The organism is Halomicrobium sp. HArcht3-1 (assembly GCF_058933345.1).
The window spans coordinates 125435-144885 of sequence record NZ_JBZYDM010000010.1 but is presented as its reverse complement, the minus strand read 5'-3'; the positions used below and the strand labels follow the sequence as shown (position 1 = coordinate 144885).

At 63.2% G+C, this 19451-nt stretch carries 18 protein-coding genes and 1 tRNA gene; 12 read left to right on the top strand and 7 right to left on the bottom strand.

Translation table 11 applies throughout. The features are described from left to right. The first annotated feature begins 132 nt into the window (after nt 1-132). Complete coding sequence (gene pstB, locus AC5FRW_RS16240; RefSeq protein WP_493569509.1) at nt 133-1041, top strand: phosphate ABC transporter ATP-binding protein PstB; 909 nt, start codon at nt 133-135, stop codon at nt 1039-1041. 36 nt (nt 1042-1077) lie between these two features. On the opposite strand, the gene AC5FRW_RS16235 is transcribed toward pstB, so the two are convergent. After that, complete coding sequence (locus AC5FRW_RS16235; RefSeq protein WP_493569508.1) at nt 1078-2085, bottom strand: PhoU domain-containing protein; 1008 nt, start codon at nt 2083-2085, stop codon at nt 1078-1080. Nucleotides 2086-2247: 162 nt separating this feature from the next. On the opposite strand from AC5FRW_RS16235, the gene AC5FRW_RS16230 reads away from it, so the two are divergent. The 3 genes from AC5FRW_RS16230 (at nt 2248) to AC5FRW_RS16220 (ending at nt 7793) form a co-directional block, all read left to right on the top strand. Further along, nucleotides 2248-3138: a helix-turn-helix domain-containing protein gene (locus tag AC5FRW_RS16230; protein ID WP_493569507.1), complete on the top strand. Its 891-nt coding sequence runs from the start codon at nt 2248-2250 to the stop codon at nt 3136-3138. 146 nt (nt 3139-3284) lie between these two features. Further along, nucleotides 3285-5336: a histidine kinase N-terminal 7TM domain-containing protein gene (locus tag AC5FRW_RS16225; protein ID WP_493569506.1), complete on the top strand. Its 2052-nt coding sequence runs from the start codon at nt 3285-3287 to the stop codon at nt 5334-5336. A gap of 93 nt (nt 5337-5429) precedes the next feature. Beyond that, nucleotides 5430-7793, top strand: coding sequence for an N-6 DNA methylase (locus AC5FRW_RS16220; RefSeq protein ID WP_493569505.1), 2364 nt, complete (start codon nt 5430-5432; stop codon nt 7791-7793). A 237-nt stretch (nt 7794-8030) separates the two neighbouring features. Here the strand turns inward: AC5FRW_RS16220 and AC5FRW_RS16215 are convergent, their stop codons facing one another. Next, complete coding sequence (locus tag AC5FRW_RS16215) at nt 8031-9173, bottom strand: CBS domain-containing protein (protein ID WP_493569504.1); 1143 nt, start codon at nt 9171-9173, stop codon at nt 8031-8033. 125 nt (nt 9174-9298) lie between these two features. Between AC5FRW_RS16215 and AC5FRW_RS16210 the strand changes: the two genes are divergently transcribed. The 3 genes from AC5FRW_RS16210 to AC5FRW_RS16200 all read left to right on the top strand — a co-directional run bounded on the left by AC5FRW_RS16210 (nt 9299) and on the right by AC5FRW_RS16200 (nt 10865). Then, nucleotides 9299-9610, top strand: a complete 312-nt coding sequence (locus tag AC5FRW_RS16210) for a lycopene cyclase domain-containing protein (RefSeq protein ID WP_493569503.1) — start codon at nt 9299-9301, stop codon at nt 9608-9610. Nucleotides 9611-9675: 65 nt separating this feature from the next. Further along, a complete protein-coding gene (locus AC5FRW_RS16205; protein ID WP_493569502.1) occupies nt 9676-10176 on the top strand; it encodes an HTH domain-containing protein in 501 nt (166 codons plus the stop codon). A gap of 203 nt (nt 10177-10379) precedes the next feature. Next, nucleotides 10380-10865, top strand: coding sequence for an HTH domain-containing protein (locus AC5FRW_RS16200; protein WP_493569501.1), 486 nt, complete (start codon nt 10380-10382; stop codon nt 10863-10865). Here AC5FRW_RS16200 and AC5FRW_RS16195 read toward each other — a convergent pair. After that, a complete protein-coding gene (locus tag AC5FRW_RS16195; protein WP_493569500.1) occupies nt 10862-11581 on the bottom strand; it encodes a helix-turn-helix domain-containing protein in 720 nt (239 codons plus the stop codon). The genes AC5FRW_RS16200 and AC5FRW_RS16195 overlap by 4 nt on opposite strands. 203 nt (nt 11582-11784) lie before the next feature. Between AC5FRW_RS16195 and AC5FRW_RS16190 the strand changes: the two genes are divergently transcribed. Beyond that, entirely contained in the window at nt 11785-12972 is a 1188-nt protein-coding gene (locus tag AC5FRW_RS16190; RefSeq protein WP_493569499.1) for an MFS transporter, read from the top strand. Nucleotides 12973-13123: 151 nt separating this feature from the next. Here AC5FRW_RS16190 and AC5FRW_RS16185 read toward each other — a convergent pair whose 3' ends face one another. The 3 genes from AC5FRW_RS16185 to AC5FRW_RS16175 form a co-directional block, all read right to left on the bottom strand. Next, the gene (locus AC5FRW_RS16185; RefSeq protein WP_493569498.1) at nt 13124-13480 is read right to left on the bottom strand and encodes a hypothetical protein; all 357 of its coding nucleotides are present in this window, start codon (nt 13478-13480) and stop codon (nt 13124-13126) included. A gap of 74 nt (nt 13481-13554) precedes the next feature. After that, on the bottom strand, nt 13555-13758 hold the full coding sequence (locus AC5FRW_RS16180; RefSeq protein ID WP_493569497.1) for a MarR family transcriptional regulator: 204 nt from the start codon (nt 13756-13758) through the stop codon (nt 13555-13557). A 1117-nt stretch (nt 13759-14875) separates the two neighbouring features. After that, a tRNA-Val gene (locus tag AC5FRW_RS16175) sits at nt 14876-14949 on the bottom strand. 203 nt (nt 14950-15152) lie between these two features. Between AC5FRW_RS16175 and trpD the strand changes: the two genes are divergently transcribed. The 4 genes from trpD to trpG are packed head-to-tail and all read left to right on the top strand — an operon-like array spanning nt 15153 to nt 19079. After that, nucleotides 15153-16151 (top strand): anthranilate phosphoribosyltransferase, encoded by a 999-nt coding sequence (gene trpD / locus AC5FRW_RS16170; RefSeq protein WP_493569496.1) that lies wholly within the window; start codon nt 15153-15155, stop codon nt 16149-16151. After that, a complete protein-coding gene (locus AC5FRW_RS16165; RefSeq protein WP_493569495.1) occupies nt 16148-16807 on the top strand; it encodes a phosphoribosylanthranilate isomerase in 660 nt (219 codons plus the stop codon). The genes trpD and AC5FRW_RS16165 overlap by 4 nt, the downstream gene beginning before the upstream one ends. Next, nucleotides 16804-18450 (top strand): anthranilate synthase component I, encoded by a 1647-nt coding sequence (trpE, locus tag AC5FRW_RS16160; RefSeq protein WP_493569494.1) that lies wholly within the window; start codon nt 16804-16806, stop codon nt 18448-18450. Before AC5FRW_RS16165 ends, trpE begins: the two co-directional genes overlap by 4 nt. After that, nucleotides 18447-19079 carry an anthranilate synthase component II gene (trpG, locus tag AC5FRW_RS16155; RefSeq protein WP_493569493.1) on the top strand — a complete coding sequence of 211 codons (633 nt, stop codon included), beginning with the start codon at nt 18447-18449 and terminating at the stop codon, nt 19077-19079. The genes trpE and trpG overlap by 4 nt, the downstream gene beginning before the upstream one ends. Here trpG and AC5FRW_RS16150 read toward each other — a convergent pair whose 3' ends face one another. After that, complete coding sequence (locus AC5FRW_RS16150) at nt 19080-19262, bottom strand: DUF8029 family protein (protein ID WP_493569492.1); 183 nt, start codon at nt 19260-19262, stop codon at nt 19080-19082. Nucleotides 19263-19451 lie beyond the last annotated feature (189 nt).

Here is a 19451-nt window from a genome sequence, read left to right as displayed (position 1 = left end):
GCGTGTTCCCCAAGGATATCTTCACGAACCAGGAGTTCGGCTGGGGGACCGCGCTCGTACTCTTGCTGGTGGTGATCGCGCTGTACGCCATCGGCGTCGGCAGCAGACTGTACTTCAGGAGGAAACTCAACTATGAGTGAAGCACAAATCGATCAGACCGGATCGGACGCATCGACAGATCAGCGGACAACCAGTGGCGAGTCAGAGGAGGAGATCAGCGACGAGTGGCGCGAGTACGACTTCCAGGGCCAGCCGAAGTTGTCTATCGATGACCTCGACGTGTACTACGGCGATGACCACGCGCTCAAGAGCGTCTCCATGGATATTCCAGAGAACAGCGTCACGGCGCTGATCGGCCCCTCTGGATGTGGAAAGTCGACGTTCCTGCGGTGTCTGAACCGGATGAACGACCGTGTGAAGACAGCACGGATCGACGGTTCCGTCGAACTCGATGGGGAGGAGATTTATCAGGACGGCACGAACCTCGTCGAGCTTCGCAAGCGCGTCGGGATGGTGTTCCAGGCCCCCAACCCCTTCCCCAAATCCATTCGAGACAACATCTCCTACGGCCCGCGAAAACACGGCGACATCAACAAGGGCCTGCTGGCGCGCCTGCTGGGCCGGGACGACACCGACGAGGAGGACGAACTGGTCGAGCGGACGCTGAAACAGGCGGCGCTGTGGGACGAAGTGAGTGACCGCCTCGACGACAACGCACTGGGTCTCTCCGGCGGGCAGCAACAGCGGCTCTGCATCGCTCGCGCACTGGCGACTGATCCCGAAGTCTTGCTGATGGACGAACCCGCCTCCGCACTGGACCCGATCGCCACCGCCAAGATCGAGGATCTGATCGAAGAGCTGGCCGAGGACTACACGGTCGTCGTCGTCACCCACAACATGCAGCAGGCCGCCCGCATCTCGGATCAGACCGCCGTCTTCCTGACTGGCGGCGAACTCGTCGAGTACGACGACACGGACAAGATCTTCGAGAACCCCGAGAGCCAGCGCGTCGAGGACTACATCACTGGCAAGTTCGGATAGTCTCGGCCGCGCCGTCTCACTCGGTGCCGTCAGATTTCACACCCGTTCTCGCGACACCTGCTGGATCGCTACGCCAGCGACGTTCGCACCGTACTCTGCCGTTCGCCTGATACTGTCGAGTACGAGTCCCGCGACGTAGGCTTCCGTCGGATCGTCGTGGTGGTACAGTTCGCGATCGAGTTCGTCGAGTCGGTCGGCGAGGCCGTCGCGTTCCGACAGCGCGCTGTAGGCGGCCTCGATGCCGGCGTCGGCGAGGATCACGTCGGCCGCGTCGTCGATGACCTGCCGGGCGCTGGCCCCGAGATCGGTCACGGAGGCCGGGAAGGTCTCGGGCAGGGCGGCCTCGTCGTCGAGGACGAACCGGGCGATCTTGACGGCGTGGTCGGCGATACGCTCGAACTGCCGGCAGGCATAATAGTACTCGAACAGCGTCGCCCGTCCCATGTCGAGTTTCTCGATCTCGCCGAGATCGGTCAGCGAGCGCCGGAAGTGTCGCGTCACCATCGCGAACAGCTTGTCGGCCTCGATGTCGCGGTCGATGACCTGCCGGGCAAGCGTCGCGTCCCCCTCGGCGACGGCTGTGACGGCGTCGCGGTGCATCGCCAGCGTGACGAGTCGCAGGCGAAGCGCGGATTTCCGTACGTCGACGTTCTCGGCGTCGATGAGGTTCGTCAGCCGAATTCGCGTGTCGGTGCTTTCGAGCAGTTCGAATCCCGATAGCTCGACGACCGTGTCCTCGATCGCACTGCGGCGGTCCCGGTCGTGGCTGGTCTGGTCGACGAGCGTCACCGAGTCGAAGCCGACGGCGTGCATCGCACGGACGCGCTGACAGATCGCACGATCGGTTTCGGTCGACACGTCGACACGTGCTTCGCGGTCGCTTGCCGCACCGTCGACGGTGGTCTCGACCAGTAATGACCCGTCACCGTTGGGATGGAGCGAGAGCACCGATCCCGCGTCGATGCCGTGTTCCTGTGCCCACGATTTCGGTAGTGAGACAGTGTAGGTCGTCCCCCCGGAGAGCTGAACCTTGCGAGTCTCCATACGAAGACGCATTCCGAGTGGGCCGACGTTATATTTGATATGATAGACATGTGGCGGTAACGAGTGGTATATAGCCGTCCGAACTACCGAAGTGTGAGTGTATATAGCCGTCCAGACAGTCTGTGGGACACAGCTATACCGTGCACCCGGCCACACGCGAGTATGTCCCGCGAGACGTGGTCTCGGCCCCAGGACACGACCCATCAGGGCCGGGACGCGACGAAGGTGCAGCTCGTCGAGACGATCGATCAGGAGACGCCCGAGACAAAGGCCGCACTGGCCGAGGCAGTCGGTATCTCCGAGCAGTATCTCTCGGAGTTGCTCAGGGAACTGAAACACGAGGGCGTCGTCAGGAAGGGATACGTCGTCAACGAGGACGCACTCCACGAGAACGTCGACTCGGTCTCACAGCTGGCCCACTCGGGTGCGGAGGGACTCGCTGGCGAGCGAAGTGACGAACTGCTCGACTTACTGGGCGCACTCGATGACGTGACCCGTGAACAGTACGTGGGTGCACGGCGGCAGTTCAACGGTGAGAAACCACCCGAAGCACCGGAGCAACTGGAGGGGCTGGCAAACGAGCGCCACAGAGCCGTCTTCGACGAACTCAAATCGTACACGCTGGCGACGGAGTGGCCCGGCAACCGCGTCGCCTCCGATCTGGCGACGATCGCGACGAACTTCGAGATCGTCGGCGACCGGGCCTGCTTCGTCGCCGACGCCATCGACACCCAGTCGACGACGACCGTCGGCGTCGTCGAGGAGCGGATCGACGACATCTTCGCGGCGGGCGAGCGAATCAACGACTGCCTCGCCGACGTGCTGTTCGACGCCGACCTCGACCGCTACGCCGACCTCAGGCGTGAGGAAGAGAGCGTCCACCGCGACCTGAACGAACTGTTCGAACTCGTCACCGCGTACGACCCCACACTGTACGGGTATCTGGTGACGGTGACACGCGCGCTCGAACGCGCGATCTTCTACTGGGTTCACGCAGCAGAGATTGCCGTGCGCCTGCACAGCGGGCGACAGCCAGCGCACGTCTCGATGTGAGATGGCCCATCTGTACTGTGAAACGAGCGTCCCGTGGTTGATGCATCGGGAATGTATTATATCAAATAAAAACAATCAACAGCACGGACAGGATTCGGAAAAACACAACGAAGAGTTATATTTCTAGTACAACGAAGAGAGGACGTGTGAGTTGGCAAACCACTGTTCTCGTCACGCCGACATTGTTTTCGCTAGTCGTTGCACTCTTTTTGTGCGGGTACGCAGTGGCACAGATCAGAAAGGGAGAACGTGACCCGACCGTCATGCTATTCGCTGCGGTTACGGTCGCTGCGATCGTGTGGACGGGATTCTCGGCACTCAAGCTCTTGCGAACGGATCTGGAGAGCAAACTCCTGTTCTTTCGGCTGCTCCACATCGGTATCGCGGCGTTGCCACCGCTCTCTTTCCTCTTCGTGGTTGCACACACAGACCGGACACACTGGCTCCGACCAGCGCTGATCGGCGGCGTCTTCGCACTCCCGACCGTGTTCGTCGGCCTCCTGTTTCTCGGCCCGCCAGCACTGACCATCGCCAGCATCGAAGTGGTTTCGAACGATATCGTTATCGCGCGTGTGAGTTCGGGACCCGGCTTTCTCCTGTTCGTACTCTACAATCTCTGTCTCGTCGTGGCGACGCTCGCACTCCTCTTACCCGAGGCCCGTCGAGTCGGACCTGCATACTACCCGCAGGCAGCACTGATTACGATCGCCGTGGTGACGCCGCTCCTGTTCAGTCTCCTCACCGAAGCCGGCGTCCCACCGTTTACCAGCGAGCGTGTCAATCTCGTCCCGACATCCAGTGCCGTGTCGGCGATCGCATTCGGGGTGCTCGTCGGTCGCTACCGGCTGTTCGATCTCCCGCCGCTCGCACACACGACTGCGATGAAATACTCGCCTGACAGTCTTCTCGTCCTCGATCAGCACGGACGCATCCTGCATGCCAACGACCGTGGGCACGAACTCCTAGACGAGCAGGGGGCCGAGTTGCGAGACGATATTCGCGACCTGATCGGTGACTTCGATCCAGAGACGTCGGCCGGCGAACTCGTCGAGATCACGGGTACCGACGGCACGAAGACGTACCAGCGACTCCTCGTCGAGGCGCTGTCCCGTGGCGGGCGACACGTCGGCTGGGTCGTCGTCCTGCGCGACGAGACCACTCAGCAACGACAGCAGCGACGGCTCGAACAGTTCCGTGAAGCCGTCGAACAGTCGGGACACGCCGTCTATATCGCGGACGCGGACGGCACGATCGAGTACGCGAACCCCGCGTTCGAAACGCTCACTGGCGTCACCGAAGCGGACGCCGTCGGGGAGCCATTCGATCGCTTCAACGCGGGCGCACACGACGATATCTGGGAGACGATCCAGTTGGGCGAACGCTGGGAAGGCGAAATCGTCGACGAGCAAGCCGACGGCGAACGATCGATCCGGTCTCAGACAGTGTCACCGCTGGCGGGTGAGGACGGCGAGCGACGGCAGTTCGTCGTGGTCGCACAGGACGTGACCGAGCGCAAGGAGTACGAACGGACGGTAGAGCAACAGCGAGACAACCTCGAAATGCTCAATCAGATGGTCCGCCACGACATCCGCAACGACCTCCACAGGGTCTTGGCCTACGCCGACATCCTGAAAGAAGAAGTCGGGGAGGAACACACGGAGTACGTCCAGCGAGTCCTCGATGCGAGCGAGGAAGCCGTCGAGATCATGAAGACAGCCCGGGACGTCACGGACGTACTGCTGCAGTCCGAGGTCGATTACGCACCGATACGGCTCCGGGACACCCTCGAACACCAGATCGACGACGCCCGGTCGAGCCACGACCACACCCTCGTTACGACAGACGGGGAGATTCCCGATGTCGAGGTGTGGGCCGACGACATGCTGTCGTCGGTGTTTCGCAACCTCCTGAACAACGCGGTCGTGCACAACGACAAGGAAATCCCGTCGGTGACCGTCTCAGCGACGGCTACGACGGAGCGAGTCACGGTCCGCATCGCGGACAACGGCCCGGGGATTCCCGACACAGAGAAAGACCGGATCTTCGAAGAGGGCGAGAAAGGAATCGACAGCGAGGGAACGGGACTGGGACTCTACCTCGTCGAGACGCTCCTCGGCCGATACGACGGCAGGATCTGGATCGAAGACAACGAGCCAGCCGGGAGCGTGTTCGTCGTCGAGCTACCGCTCGAAGCGTGACCGAGCTGTCCGTACCGAACACCGGGGGCCGCGACGGACACGGTCCCGTCCCGGCGAAACACCTTCTGTGCTGGAAATCCACGTCGGAGACAGATGGCCGAACAGGCGGACACCGACGACCCGCTGGCGACACTCAGCGAACACCACGAGCGCCTCGCGACGACACTGGCGACCGCTCTCGCCGAGCGAGCGGCCGGTGACGAGACCGTTCGGGCCGACCTCGACGCCTGGGCGAGTGCGCTTGGCGTCACCGGCATCGAGGACGACGACCGGGCGCTCGATCAGGTAGTCGAGCAGATGGCCGACCAGATCGTCGTTCGCCTCCTCGTCAATCGCCGCCAGACGCCGTCTGCGGACACAAACGTCGCAGACGGGGTGAAACGCTCGTTCGCCCTCGGGCGCTCGATCAGCGAGACCGTCACAGACGAGGGGGCGCGGCTACTCGTACACGACGACATCGATACGGCGATCCCGCTGGCCCCAATCGAGACCGAACTCGAACGCCTCGTCGACGAGACGGCCCTGTCAGCGACCGGCCCGGACGTAATCGGCCGCCTCTACGAACGCGTGCGCCCGGACGCTCGCCGCTCAGAGCACGGGGAGTTCTACACGCCACCGGCGATCTGTGACCTCCTCTCGGGGCTGACCGTCCGGGCGGCCGACGACACCGTGCTGGACCCGGCCTGTGGAGCCGGCAGTTTTCTCGTCGCCGCGTACGACCGCAAGCAGGCGCTGGCCGCGGAGTCGACGGCGGACGCGACCGTCGAGCAGGTGGCCGGCATCGACGTGAGCCCCTATCCCACGCGACTGTCAGCGCTCGCACTCGCCCGTCGAGCGTCGACCGATCCCGCCGCCGTCGACACGTCGGTCGGCGACTTCTTCGACCGGGCACCGCCCGAGGAGGGGTTCGACGCCGTCGTCGGCAATCCGCCCTACGTTCGCGGTCGGAGCATCGATCTGGCGTACAAAGACGAGATCAGAGCACACCTCTCGGCCGTCGACGCCGAGTGGCTGACCCGGAAGATGGACCTCTATGGCTACTTTCTGACCCACGCGACCGCGTTCCTCCGTGAGGGTGGCCGACTCGGATTCCTCGTCAGCGACCGCTGGCTCGATACGCAGTACGGCACCGATCTCCAGCGGTTTCTGCTGGCGAACTACCGGATCGAGGCGGTGATCTCCTTCAGACAGCAGGCGTTCGAGGATGCACTGGTCGGCACGACGGCCATCGTGCTCCAGCGTGAACGGGACCCGGACAGCCGAGCGGCGACCGTCACGACGTTCCTCGATGTCAGGGCCCCGATGTCCGTCGACGCGATCACGGCGCTCGTCGAGCGCAACGCCGAGGCAAACACGCTCGCGGTCACCGACGAGTATCGCCGCGTCGCGGTCCCACAGCGTCGGCTGTCGACCGTCTCGAAGTGGAACAGCTTCTTCATGGCACCGCCGCTGTACTTCGATCTCCGGGCGGCCGAGACCGTCGAGCTACGGGACCGTGCCGACCTGCGGACGGGACTGGAATCAGGTGCGAACGACTTCTTCTACCGTCGCTGGTCGACCATCGACGATCTGGATCTCGACGCTCACTGCTCGCCGCTGTTGAAGGCGAGCGGTCAGATCGATTCGATCCGGTTCGACTGCGGTGGCGACGATCCGGAGTGGGGTGTCTTCGACGTGTCGGGGCTCGTCGAGCGGGCACGAGCGGCCGACGAGCGGTTCGGCGACACGCCGGTCGAGCACGCGAAGGGGTGGCTCGCTGCACACGGCTACGACCGGGTCCTCGACTACGTCGAGTGGGGCGAGACGGAAGGCTACCACACCGCTTCCAGACGGTGCCAGCAGCGTGACGTGTGGTTCGCCGTCGACGACATCGACCGCCACCGCCCGTCCCTCGCCGTCCCGCTCTTTGCCTGGCGCTCCCACCGCACCGTCTGGAACGTCGCCGAGGGCGTCACCGACCGCCAGTTTCACGGCGTCACCCCGGACGATGGCGTCGACGAGGCGGTGCTGTGTGGGATCTTGAACTCTCGACTGACGTGGCTCGCCCGTGAGATCGAGGGCCGTCACGCCGGCGGACAGGGGATGGCGCGTCTCCAGTTAGTCAAGTACGAGGCCGGTGGACTCCCGATCCCGGACCCGAACGCCCTTTCGGCCGACGAACGGGACCGCATCGTCGCCGCGCTGGCGGACCTGCTGGAACGAGAGGCGACGCTGGGCGACGGCGTCACCGATCCGTCGACGCGACTCGACCGCACCGAAGCCGAACGCGACGCACTCGACCGGGCAGTCCTGTCGACGCTGGGGCTGGCCGACCGGCTGGACGAACTCAAGGCGAGTGTCCGGGCACTGGTCGCGGCCCGCGAGGACGGCGCTGGCGACCGGTCGAACGTCCTCGTCGGCACGAACGAGACGAAAGCGGTCGTCGATCTGCAAGCGATCCCCGAAGACCGTCCGTGACCCCCGCGCGCCCAGCCCGACGGACACCGAAAACACGGCAGGCAGAGCACCGATCCGACAGCTCGCCCAGCTTCCCCCAACAGCTGCCGGCCCACCCGTTTCGGCGTCGGGTGCGCTCTGCACACCATCTGCTCACGAGTCATACGCGGCGCTACGCGCCGCGATTTCGAGCCGGTGAAACACCCTCGCGTCGCTCGCCGAAGACAGCCGCGAAGACGAAAAACGGAATGCGGGTGCTTACAGCTCGCCCAGCTTCCGCAGCAACTGGCCGCGGTACTCCTCGTCGGCCCGGACGCCTTTCATCTCCAGCACGTTGCGCTGGAGCTTGTCGAGGGCGACGTTGAACGCGGTGTCGGAGCCGTAGCCTTCACCGGAGCCGGCGGCCTGTCCCTTGTTGGTCCGCAGGCGGATCTGACACTGGATCAGAGGGGTGCCACGGAGCTTCTCTTTGTGTTCGTGGAAGCGGACGTGAGCGTGCTGGACCTGCATGTCCTGGTACTTGCTCGCGACATCCTCGATTTCGGCGCGGATGTCGGCCCGGGAGATCGTATCGAGCAGCTTGATGTTGGTGATCTGGACGTCCATGTGGTCCTCCTCGGTGAAGGTCAGCGCCCGGAGCACGTCCGTCTTGGTGACGATCCCGGCGACCAGCGAGTCGTCGTCGTCGGGCGTCACGACCAGCCCCGCAAAGTCGTTTTCGAGCATCCGCTCGACGGCGTCGCGGACGGAGTCGTCCAGCGAAGTCGTCGCGACGGGACTGTTCATGATGTCGTAGGACGGCAGGTCGAGGACTCGGTCAGTCTCGCCGGAACGGTCGCCCCGCGTCGCCTTGTTCATGTCACGGACGACCACGTCGACGATGTCGTGGGTCGTGACCATCCCGGAGAGGTCGCCGCTCTCGTCGAGCACGGGGAGCCGGGAGATACCGTGTTTGCGCAGGAGGTTGATGGCCTGCCCGACGTGCGTGTCTTCCGTGATCGTCACTACGTCGGGGGTGTAGATCTGCTCGACAGCGAGGGCATCGAGGTTCTCGAGGACCGCTTCGAGGATGGCGTCGCCAGTGACGACACCCCACAGGGACTCGCCTTCGAACACCGGGGCGATCTTGGCACCGCCTTCGACGAGGACGCGGGCGACTTCTCGAACGTCGTCGTGGCGCTCGACTTTCGGGGCCGACCGCATCATCGCACCCGCTTTGGCGTTGTCCTCGACGTGGGACTGGACCAACTGTTTCTGCGTAATCACGCCAGCGTAGGCACCGTCTTCGGTGATCACGATCCCCTTGGGGTTCTCGCGCTCGAAGATCGAACGCACTTTGCCGAGACGAACATCGGCGTCAAGTTCAACAAAATCACTCGTGGCAATATCAGCTATATTCATCGTACTTCCCACGTTGACTCTTGAATGTGAAAGGTTATCAAACTTGGTTCTGATCCCAGCGACTGAGAACGGCTCACCCACACGTCGTCCCGTGATTTCTTTGTCGCTGAATCCGTACACAGAGTGTGGTTCCAGATATAACGGTCCTCGGACCGTACACGTACCTCGCGACCGAGATCGTGTGGGGCACGATCGCGCTTGCGCTGCTGTGGTACGCCGACGCCGTCCGCACGGCCGCACGAACGATCGTCGTCCTGTACCCCTTCGCGTACGTCTGGGACTGGTACACGCTCGAAGTTGGCGTCTTCTCGATTCCGATGCGGACGGGCGTCGAACTACTGGGCATCCCGATCGAGGAACACATCTTCATGGTCGTCGTGCCCGCGATGGTCGTCGGAGCCCACGAATCGCTCGCCCGCCTCGACAGACAACGATAGATAGCTATCTAGATATATAGATCTCAGAGCAAATTATTAGTCCGTGTCGCTGTACCTGTCACTCGATGGGAGAGAGTCAATCGCAGTCGGACACAGGAACACGGGTGGAACTGTACGTCAGATCACTGTCACCGGACGAGGGCCGGGGACCACAGTCGGCAGTGATAGAGGCACTGCACCGACTCGACGAGCGTGAGTACATCGACGACGTGTCCATCTCAGTCTGGGGAGGCCAGATCGGTCTCACGACGACGGCCGCCCACACAGACGAAGGACGGACCATTCTGGAGCGGGTCGACGCGTTCCGGTCGTGGGCGAACGAGAACGACCGGTCGCTGGAACCGCTGTTTTCGACACGGGAGACGACCAGTGCGATCACCGACGAGACACACGCCGTGCTGGTCCTACCGACGATGGTACTTGCCGAGTACGCCGACAACGAACTCGTCCACGTGTCACCCCACACCGGCCAGAGTTCGATCACTACTGTCGCGGATCGACTCGAAACACTGGACGAATCACGCTCCGGGCAAGCGGCCGGCGACTCGACCCTCGTGACCAAGTAGCACACTATAATAATAGTTACATTTGCGATTATGGCTGGAAAGTAACGAGGGATATTCCTCGAACATCTTGAACCATCTGGCCGTGGTATGGGGCCTCACAACCGAAGTATCAGGCGTTTCGTATGTGAACGTCGACCACAGTAGCAACCCGACACAAAGTATTAGTGGGGTGCGCGTGTGCTGACAGATAGGTCAACTGAACCATGTCCGATACCCCCACCCCCCACATCGAGCTTTACGTCCGTTCTCTCATGCCCGACGGTGCCCACGAGCGACAGGAAGCGGTGATCGAGCGACTCGAACGCCTCGACCAGAACGACGACATCGACGGCTTCTCCGTCATCGTCTGGGGCAAACAGGTGTCCCGCGAGTCCGCTGGCGCTCACACAGAGGAAGGCAGATACATCCTCAATCGTGTCGCCGAGTTCAAGCAGTGGGCGCTCTCGAACAACGTTTCGCTCGAATCGTTCTATCAGACGACCGAGATCGAATCCGAGCTCACCGACGACGTGTCCGCGATGGTCCTCCCTGTCATGGGACTGGCCGAGTACGGTGAGGGCGAACTCAAGCACGTCGCACCCTGCACCAAGGGTGACGTGGTCCACACGATCATGGACCGACTGGAGCGTCTCGAAGCCGGCGAACCGCCGGCACTCGAACAGGAGACGAGCAACGTCTCCATCGTCTAAAGCTGCTGTTTTGCGACCCGTTCTATCACTTTCTGTTCGGCCCGCTGGAGCCGGTACTGCGCGGTCGACCGTGGGACCCCAAGCTGGTCGGCCAGTTCGTTGACGGTCGTCTCGCGGGGTGTGTTGTAGTACCCGGCAGCGACCGCCGTCGTCAGGGTGGTTCGCTCTTCGACGGAGAGATCGACCCCGGTCGCCGCAGGCGATCCCCAGCCTCGGACCGCAGAGACGTGATCCAGCTCCAGTGACAGGCCATCACGGAGATTGCGGTCGATCGCATCGAACAGTTCACCCACTGGCGATGCTTCGGGCATCAGGACTCGCCAGACGTACTCCGCGCCCGAACGCTCGGCGTCGAGCAAGATCCCATCACCGACGTGATCGACGGCCAGATACGGGATCGAGTGACAGCGGTCGATCTCCTCACGGCGGGTGTAGATCAGCCGCTCCTTGGCGCTCGATTCGAGGAGATGGTACTCCCGCGTCGAATCACAGCGGTGCATGTCCAGACACTCGTTACAGACAGATTCGTCCAGATAGAGGTCGTCGAGTCGGTCGAGTGTGTCGGCGGGACCGGCGATCCGGTCGATACGCCACATCGACGCGGCGTTGGCGAAACAGGCCTGCGAGCGAGCGGCGAGCGCGGGTGTCTCGATAAAGAGATCCATCAGGTCGTCGGTACCCGGTTCGTAGTGAACCGTGAACTCGAATTCGCGCATACGTCCGCTCACTTGGCTATATCCAAGTACATTTCGTTCTCTGATCAAGACAGTACCATGGCTGGTCGTGACTACCGCACGGACGGGACCGCTCGCACTGCCGGCCGTATATGTACGATCGATCTCGCCACCTCGGAGTGGCAGGTCGCTTCACGAAGTCACACCCGGCAGTCTCAAGTAGCCCAAGAAGCGATTCCGTTCCGATGCGCGACCGTCTTCCGTCGCTCCGGTGGCTCTACGTCGTCGCCGGTGCCGGTGCGCTCGGGGTCGCCGGCACGTACCAGTTCGTCTGGTCGTCGATTCGCCCCGAACTCGGCGCGCGCCTCCTCGCGAGCGAGGCCAGCCTCGGCACCGTCTTCACGCTCTACGTCGTCGCCCAGACGCTCTCGCAGTTCCCTGCGGGATGGTTCCGGGACCGGTACGGACCCCGGCTCCCGATGGCCGTCGGCGCGGTGTTGCTGACTGGCGGCTACGCCGGCACCGCACTCGCCAGTACGATCTGGCAGGTGTATCTGGCCTACGCCGTCGGTGGCATCGGCGTCGGGGCGGTCTACACCGTCGCAGTCAACACGCCGGTGAAGTGGTTCACCGACTACCGGGGTCTCGCGACCGGAGCCGTCACGATGGCGTTTGGCGGCGTCAGTGTCCTCTTCATCCCCGCCGTTCGGGAAGGGCTGAGCAGTGACTTCACGGGGACGATGCTGACGACGGCGGCCGTCACGGGCGTCGTCGCACTCGTCGCCGCAGCAGTCCTGCGAGACCCCGATCAAACCGGTGTGGACGAGTCGGGGACTTCACACGCACCCACGTCGAGTCACACCTGGCGCGAGACGCTGCGAACGTGGCAATTCTGGGTGTTGTACGCGATGTTGGTCGTCGTCAACGGCGTCGGACTGATGTTGATCGGCAAGGCCGTCGCCTTCGCTGACCAGTACGGCTTGCCCGCAGCGGTCGCGACGGTCGCCGCCTCCGCTGTTGCCCTCTCTGACAGCGCCGGCATCGTCACCATCGGCGGTCTCTCGGATCGCCTCGGCCGAGAGCGAACCATCGCGGCGACGGTGACCGTCTGTGGCATCGCCATCGCCGCAGCGGTCTGGGCCGGCGAGGCCGGCCACGGCTGGCTGTTCGTCGGCTTGCTCGGCGCGGCGGCCTTCTTTCGCAGCCCGGTCTTCTCGGTCACGCCGGCGCTCGTCGGCGACTACTACGGACAGGCCCGTTCCTCGCAGAACTACGCACTCCTCTATACGGCGAAAGTCTGGGGCGGCATCGGCGGCGGTGTCGCTGCGAGCGCGCTAATCGCTGCCATCGGCTGGTCGAATTCGTTTTTGCTCGGCGCCGTGGCGATGAGCGGTGTCGGTCTCCTCAGTGGGCTACTTCGGCCTGTCGACTGAGAGCGACACCGCGACTGGAAGGTGTCGGTCTCCTCAGCGGGCTACTTCGGCCTGTCGACTGAGAGCGACACCGCGACTGGAAGGTGTCGGTCTCCTCAGCGGGCTACTTCGGCCTGTCGACTGAGAGCGACACCGCGAGTGGAAGAGCCGTCTAGACAGTGGCCTGCAGTCGCTCGGCATAGGGACCGACTTCGTCGGCGTCGGCCAGTGCGTCGACGACCGTCTCCACGTCGACGGCGACGGCGTACGCCGGTCGTCCCTTCCCTGTCGCGGAGGTGGTCCGCTCGGTCGAGAGAATGTCTGCCTTGGCGAGCGATCCCAGCGCGGAAACGACCTTCTGGCGTTCGACACCACCGAACGAATCGTGCGCGACGGTGTCCAGTCGGGTCTTGATCGTCTCTGTCACCTGATGTGACTGGACCGGTTCCTGCCCGTCGGTGGTCGACTCCGCGACGGCGAGCAATACGAACTGCTCGAACGGCTGGCGTGACCGGATCTCGTCGCTCATATATGGACATTCTCCCGGCCAGCGTATGAAGTTGGTGGGAGGTTTTCGAATCTGATTGGATGGTAGTGTGATGGTTATCGAGGGTCAGACTGGAGTTCGTAGAGTCCCGTCGGATCGTGGATCTTCCGAACGTACTCCGCTGCCTGGAGAACGTTCAAGCGGTTATGGATGTGTTGGCGAGAGTAATCGATCTCGTCAGAGAGGTATCCGACCGTGCAACGTCCTGCTATGAGATGATCCAGTATCGCATGGTCAGCCTCAGAGAGATCAACTGTCACTACAATTCTGTTCTTGAGTACCCTACTTGTGGTTGACTGTCTTTCACCAAGACGAGACAAGTAGACATTACAATTAGTAAACTTAATTGCGACAGTTTACCTATGAAAAGGTGGGCAGCACGGCCACATGGACATGAGAATCTGGCCGCCTGCTGGAACAGGCGACAGCTCCCCTCGAGATCAAGAAACAATGCAGCGTACGCGTTCAATTAGCAAAGAAAGTGGCGACCAGAAACAGTCGAGGGCCGATCACGATGGATAGGCGGTATCGTGATCCCAATTTTCTCGAAGAACAGTATATCGAACGGCGAAAATCTGCTGCAGAAATCGCAAACCTGTGTGGAGTATCATCGAGCGCCGTCAGTCGATATCTCAACAGATACGAGATTGAACGGACTCCCCGATATCAGAAACGTGACTGGCTTTTTGAGCAGTACGTTGAACGCGATCGTGACCAAGCAGATATTGCTGACGACTGCCAGGTGGCGAAAACAACGATCTGCCATTGGTTAGGTAAGTTTGGAATCACAGACGGAGATGCCTACGAAACAAGTGTGTGCAACGTCTGTGAGGAGACCTTCCGTTACGCTCCGTCATTGCGTGATGGACTTTACTGCTCCAACAGTTGCGCTCACGAACCAGACAAGAATAAAATCGAGGTGAAGTGTGCTGGCTGCGAAGAACCGTTTGAGCGATGGCCGTCTCTGGATACAGAGTACTGTTCGCTCGATTGTTGGGGTGAACATACCCGCTCAGTTTCAGATCCATCTACATTGTACACTGGAGTCTGGCAGGAGCGACGGCAACAAGCTATGCAACGAGACAATTACGAGTGTACGGTCTGTGGCATCACTAATCAAGAGCACAAAGAACGATTCGGTCGATCAGTTGAAGTTCATCATGAAGTCCCTGTCCGTCTTTTCGACGCTTGGGACTGTCCAGTCGAAGATGCGCACTCGCTCAGAAATCTCGTCACCGTCTGCCGAACGCATCACCCGGATGCACCAGGTAACACTGTGGAAGATTAGATCAAAATATTGACACAGCCGATCAGAGTGTTTGACACCTCTCTATACCAGATTCTGCCGAACCCTAGTGAAAAGTGTAGAATTTTTGATGGGTTGGGGCGGATTTGAACCGCCGGCCTCCTCCATGTCAAGGAGGTGTCATAACCAACTAGACCACCAACCCTTGCTGGGGTCTGTCTCCACTCAATCGTTGCAGAGGGGTGTAATTGAATGTTTCGAAAGCGAATCCCAGCGCCGTCTGTGGGTTGTCGGCACGGGGCAGGTCGCGCAAGCCTGTTCGTCGTCAGGCGTCGCTCGCTCCGACAGTCTTATCAGGATGTACGGGTTTGTACATCACAACACGAAAGAGTTCATTGGTGAGCCACAATGCAGGATTACATCGAACGCGTGACCGAGGGCGAGGATCTGACACAGGACGAGGCCCGCGAGGCCGCGACGGCGGTCTTCGAGGATGCGACCGAAGCCCAGATCGGGGCACTCCTTTCGGCGCTCCGGGCGAAAGGCGAGACCGAGAAAGAGATCGCCGGCTTCGCCGAGGGGATGCGAGCGGCCGCGCGGACGATCGATCCCGACCGGACGCCGCTGGTCGACACCTGCGGAACTGGCGGTGACGACTACGACACGATCAACGTCTCGACGACGAGTACGATGGTCGCCGCCGGGGCGGGCGTGCCCATCGCCAAACACGGCAACTACTCGGTCTCCTCGTCGTCGGGGAGCGCGGACGTACTGGAGGTGGCTGGCGTCGACGTGGAGGCCGAGCCGCCACAGGTCGAGCGCGCCATCGAGGATGACGGCATCGGCTTCATGCTCGCGCCCGTCTTCCACCCGGCGATGAAGGCCGTCATCGGCCCGCGCAAGGAACTGGGGATGCGGACCATCTTCAATATTCTCGGACCGCTGACCAACCCCGCCGGCGCTGACGCACAGGTGCTTGGCGTCTACGACCCCGACCTCGTCCCGCTGATCGCCGAGGCGCTCGCCCGCATGGACGTCGAGCGCGCGATGGTCGTCCACGGATCGGGACTTGACGAGATCGCGATCCACGGCGAGACGCAGGTCGCCGAAGTGACCGGATCGGAAATCGAGGAGTACACGCTCGTCCCCGAAGATATCGGGCTGTCGACCTACGACATCGAGGACGTGGCCGGCGGCACACCCGAGGAGAACGCCGACGACCTGCAGGGAATCATCGAGGGCACGGTGACGGGCGCAAAGCAGGAGATCATTCTCGCGAACGCGGGCGCGGCGATCTACGTGGCCGGGATGGCCGACAGTCACGCCGACGGCGTCGAACTGGCGCGCAACGCCATCGAGTCAGGCGACGCCGCCGCGAAGTTCGACGACCTCCGAGGAGAGGCATGACGCGGGTGAAGGTCTGCGGGATCACCAGTGCCGAAGATCGCGAGGCAGTGGTAGCAGCGGGTGCCGACGCCGTCGGCGTCATCAGCGGCGTCCCCGTGGATACGCCTCGCGAAGTCGACCGCGAGACTGCCACTGATCTGGTGGCTGGTGTCCCACCGCTGGTGACGAGCGTGCTGGTGACGATGGCCGACGCCGTCCAGCCAGTCGTCCGGCGCGTCGACGCCATCTCTCCCGACGTGGTGCAGGTCCACGACGGCCTGACGCCCGGCGAACTGGGCGCGCTGGGCCACCGCGTCGACGCGAAGGTACTGGCCGTCGTCGACGCCGACCACGACGAGATCGAGGCCTACGCCGGTGGCGCGGACGCGCTGCTGGTGGACTCCATCGACGCCGAGGGCGGCGGTGGCACCGGCGAGACACACGACTGGGAGCGCACGCGTGAGATCGTCGCGACTCTCGACGTGCCGGTCGTGCTCGCGGGCGGACTGGCTCCCGAGAACGTCGCCGACGCCGTCGAGACGGCCCAGCCGTTCGGTGTCGACGTGGCGTCGGGCGTCGAGTCCGCAGGTGGGGTCAAGGATCACGACGCCGTTCGGGCCTTCGTCCGGGCGGCGAAGCGAGCGGGCGACTCGGTGCGCGCGGGGGCGGGACGGTGACCCTCGACGTGGACCGCGAGACGTTCGTCGACCGCGCCACGGCCGATCATCCGGTCGCCGTCCGCGCCGTTGCAGACCTCGACACCGACCGAGAGCCACTGGCCGCCTACGCCGCTCTGACCGGGCGGACGACGGACGGCCCGCCGGGCAAGGGCGGCCACACCTTCCTGCTTGAGAGCGCCGAGAAAGTCGCCTCCAGCGACCCCGACGGGGCGTTCGCACCGGCGACGGACGACCGCCACGCCCGCTACTCGTTCGTCGGTTACGACGCCGACGCGGTGGTGACCGTCGACGGCGACGAGACTGATATCGAGGTGTTCGAGGAGCGGATCGCCGATCTGCTTTCGCCCAACGGCGGCGACGTACTCGACGACCTCCGGGCGTCGATGCCCGACGTGGAACTCCGTGGCTTCCCCGACCACGACCGCCAGCACCTCGATGGGGGACTGGTGGGCTTTCTGGCCTACGACGCCGTCTACGATCTCTGGCTCGACGAGGTCGGACTGGAACGGCCCGACTCGCGTCTCCCCGACGCTCAGTTCGCACTGACGACGACGACGCTGCGCTTCGATCACGTCGAGGACACCGTCTCGCTCGTCTTTACGCCCATCCTCCGGGCCGACGACGACGCTGGCGCGTACTACGACGACCTGCTCGCAGAGGTCGAGCGTGTCGAGGACGTGCTGGCGAGTGCCGACACCCTCGAAACGGGCGGCTTCGTCCGTGAACACGAGGACGCCGGCCCGCGCGACGAGTACGAGGACGCCGTCGAGCGGGCCAAGGAGTACGTCCTCAGCGGCGACATCTACCAGGGCGTCATCTCGCGCAAGCGAGAACTGTACGGCGAGATGGACCCGCTGGGGCTGTACGAGTCGCTGCGAGCCGTCAACCCCTCGCCGTACATGTACGTACTGGACTACGACGGGCTGAGCATCGTCGGCGCGAGCCCCGAGACGCTCGTCTCGGTCGCCGACGACCGCATCGTCTCGAACCCCATCGCTGGCACCTGCCCGCGCGGGACCAGCCCCGTCGAGGACCGCCGACTGGCCGGTGAGATGCTCGCCGACGACAAGGAGCGAGCAGAACACACGATGCTCGTCGATCTGGCACGTAACGACGTGCGCCGGGTCGCCGAGCCGGGCAGCGTCCGTGTCGAGGAGTTCATGAACGTCCTCAAGTACAGCCACGTCCAGCACATCGAGTCGACCGTTACGGGGACGCTGGCAGACGATTGCGACGCGTTCGACGCCGCTCGGGCGGCGTTCCCCGCCGGGACGCTCTCCGGTGCCCCGAAGATCAGAGCGATGGAGATCATCGACGAACTCGAACTGTCGCCACGGGGAGTCTACGGCGGCGGGGTGGGGTACTTCTCGTGGACCGGCGACACCGACTTCGCCATCGTGATTCGGTCGGCGACCGTCGAGGACTGTGATACCCCAGCAGGCGTCGACGGCGACCGGACCCAGCGTACGACCGTCCAGGCCGGCGCTGGCATCGTCGCCGACTCGGTGCCTGCCGCGGAGTACGAGGAAACCGAGAACAAGATGGGAGGCGTCCTCGATGCGGTCGAGCGAATCGAGCAATTCGAGTCCGGCGAGGCAGGTCCGGTCAACGCGGAGACGGACGAGGAGGGGTCCAAATGAGTACCGACGACACGGCTGCCGGAACGCCTGAGACCGACCGACCGCTCGTGCTGTTCATCGACAACTTCGACTCCTTCACGTACAACCTCGTCGAGTACGTCTCGGAGCACGCCGACACCGAGGTGCTGCGAAACACCGCGACACTGGACGAGGTCCGAGCCGTTGACCCGGACGCCATCATCGTCTCGCCCGGTCCCGGCCACCCCAAGAACGACCGCGACGTGGGCGTCACGATGGACGTACTCCGGGAGATCAGCCCCGAGATTCCGACGCTTGGCGTCTGTCTCGGTCTCGAAGCCGCCGTCTACGAGTACGGCGGGTCGGTCGGGCGCGCCCCAGAACCGATCCACGGGAAGGCCTTCCCCATCGATCACGACAGTGCGGGCGTCTTCGCCGGGCTAGAACAGGGGTTCCAGGGCGGACGGTACCACTCGCTGGTCGCCGATTCGGTGCCCGACTGCTTCGATGTGACCGCGACGACCGACGTCGAGACCGACGACGGGACGGTCGAGTTGGTGATGGGCGTGCGTCACCGTGAGTATCCGATCGAAGCGGTGCAGTTCCACCCCGAGTCGGTGCTGACCGCCGTCGGGCACGATCTGATCGAGAACTTCCTCGATGGCGTCTGATCAGATCACGGTGATGCCGACCAGTCCCAGCAGATAGAGCACGCCGACGGCCAGCGCCGCGAGGATTACCAGTCGCCACGCGATTTTCAGGACGATACGACCGATCAGGATGACCGCTGCCAGTGCGACCAGTCCGACCAACAGTGCGGGGATCGTGCCGAGTCCGCCAAGTGTCGAGAGCATACAGGCACGCTCACACGCCGCCTGTATATCCTTTGTCGCCGTCGGGACTATCGTCCGTCTCGCGCGAACTGTCACGACCTACCAGAACACTAAAACGCAAGACGAAGCGGGGGCGGGGTCGATCCGCCCGAGGGGTGTGCCGATCGAAATTCGCTGCTATCTCCAGTCGAAACCCCCAATCGTTTCTAC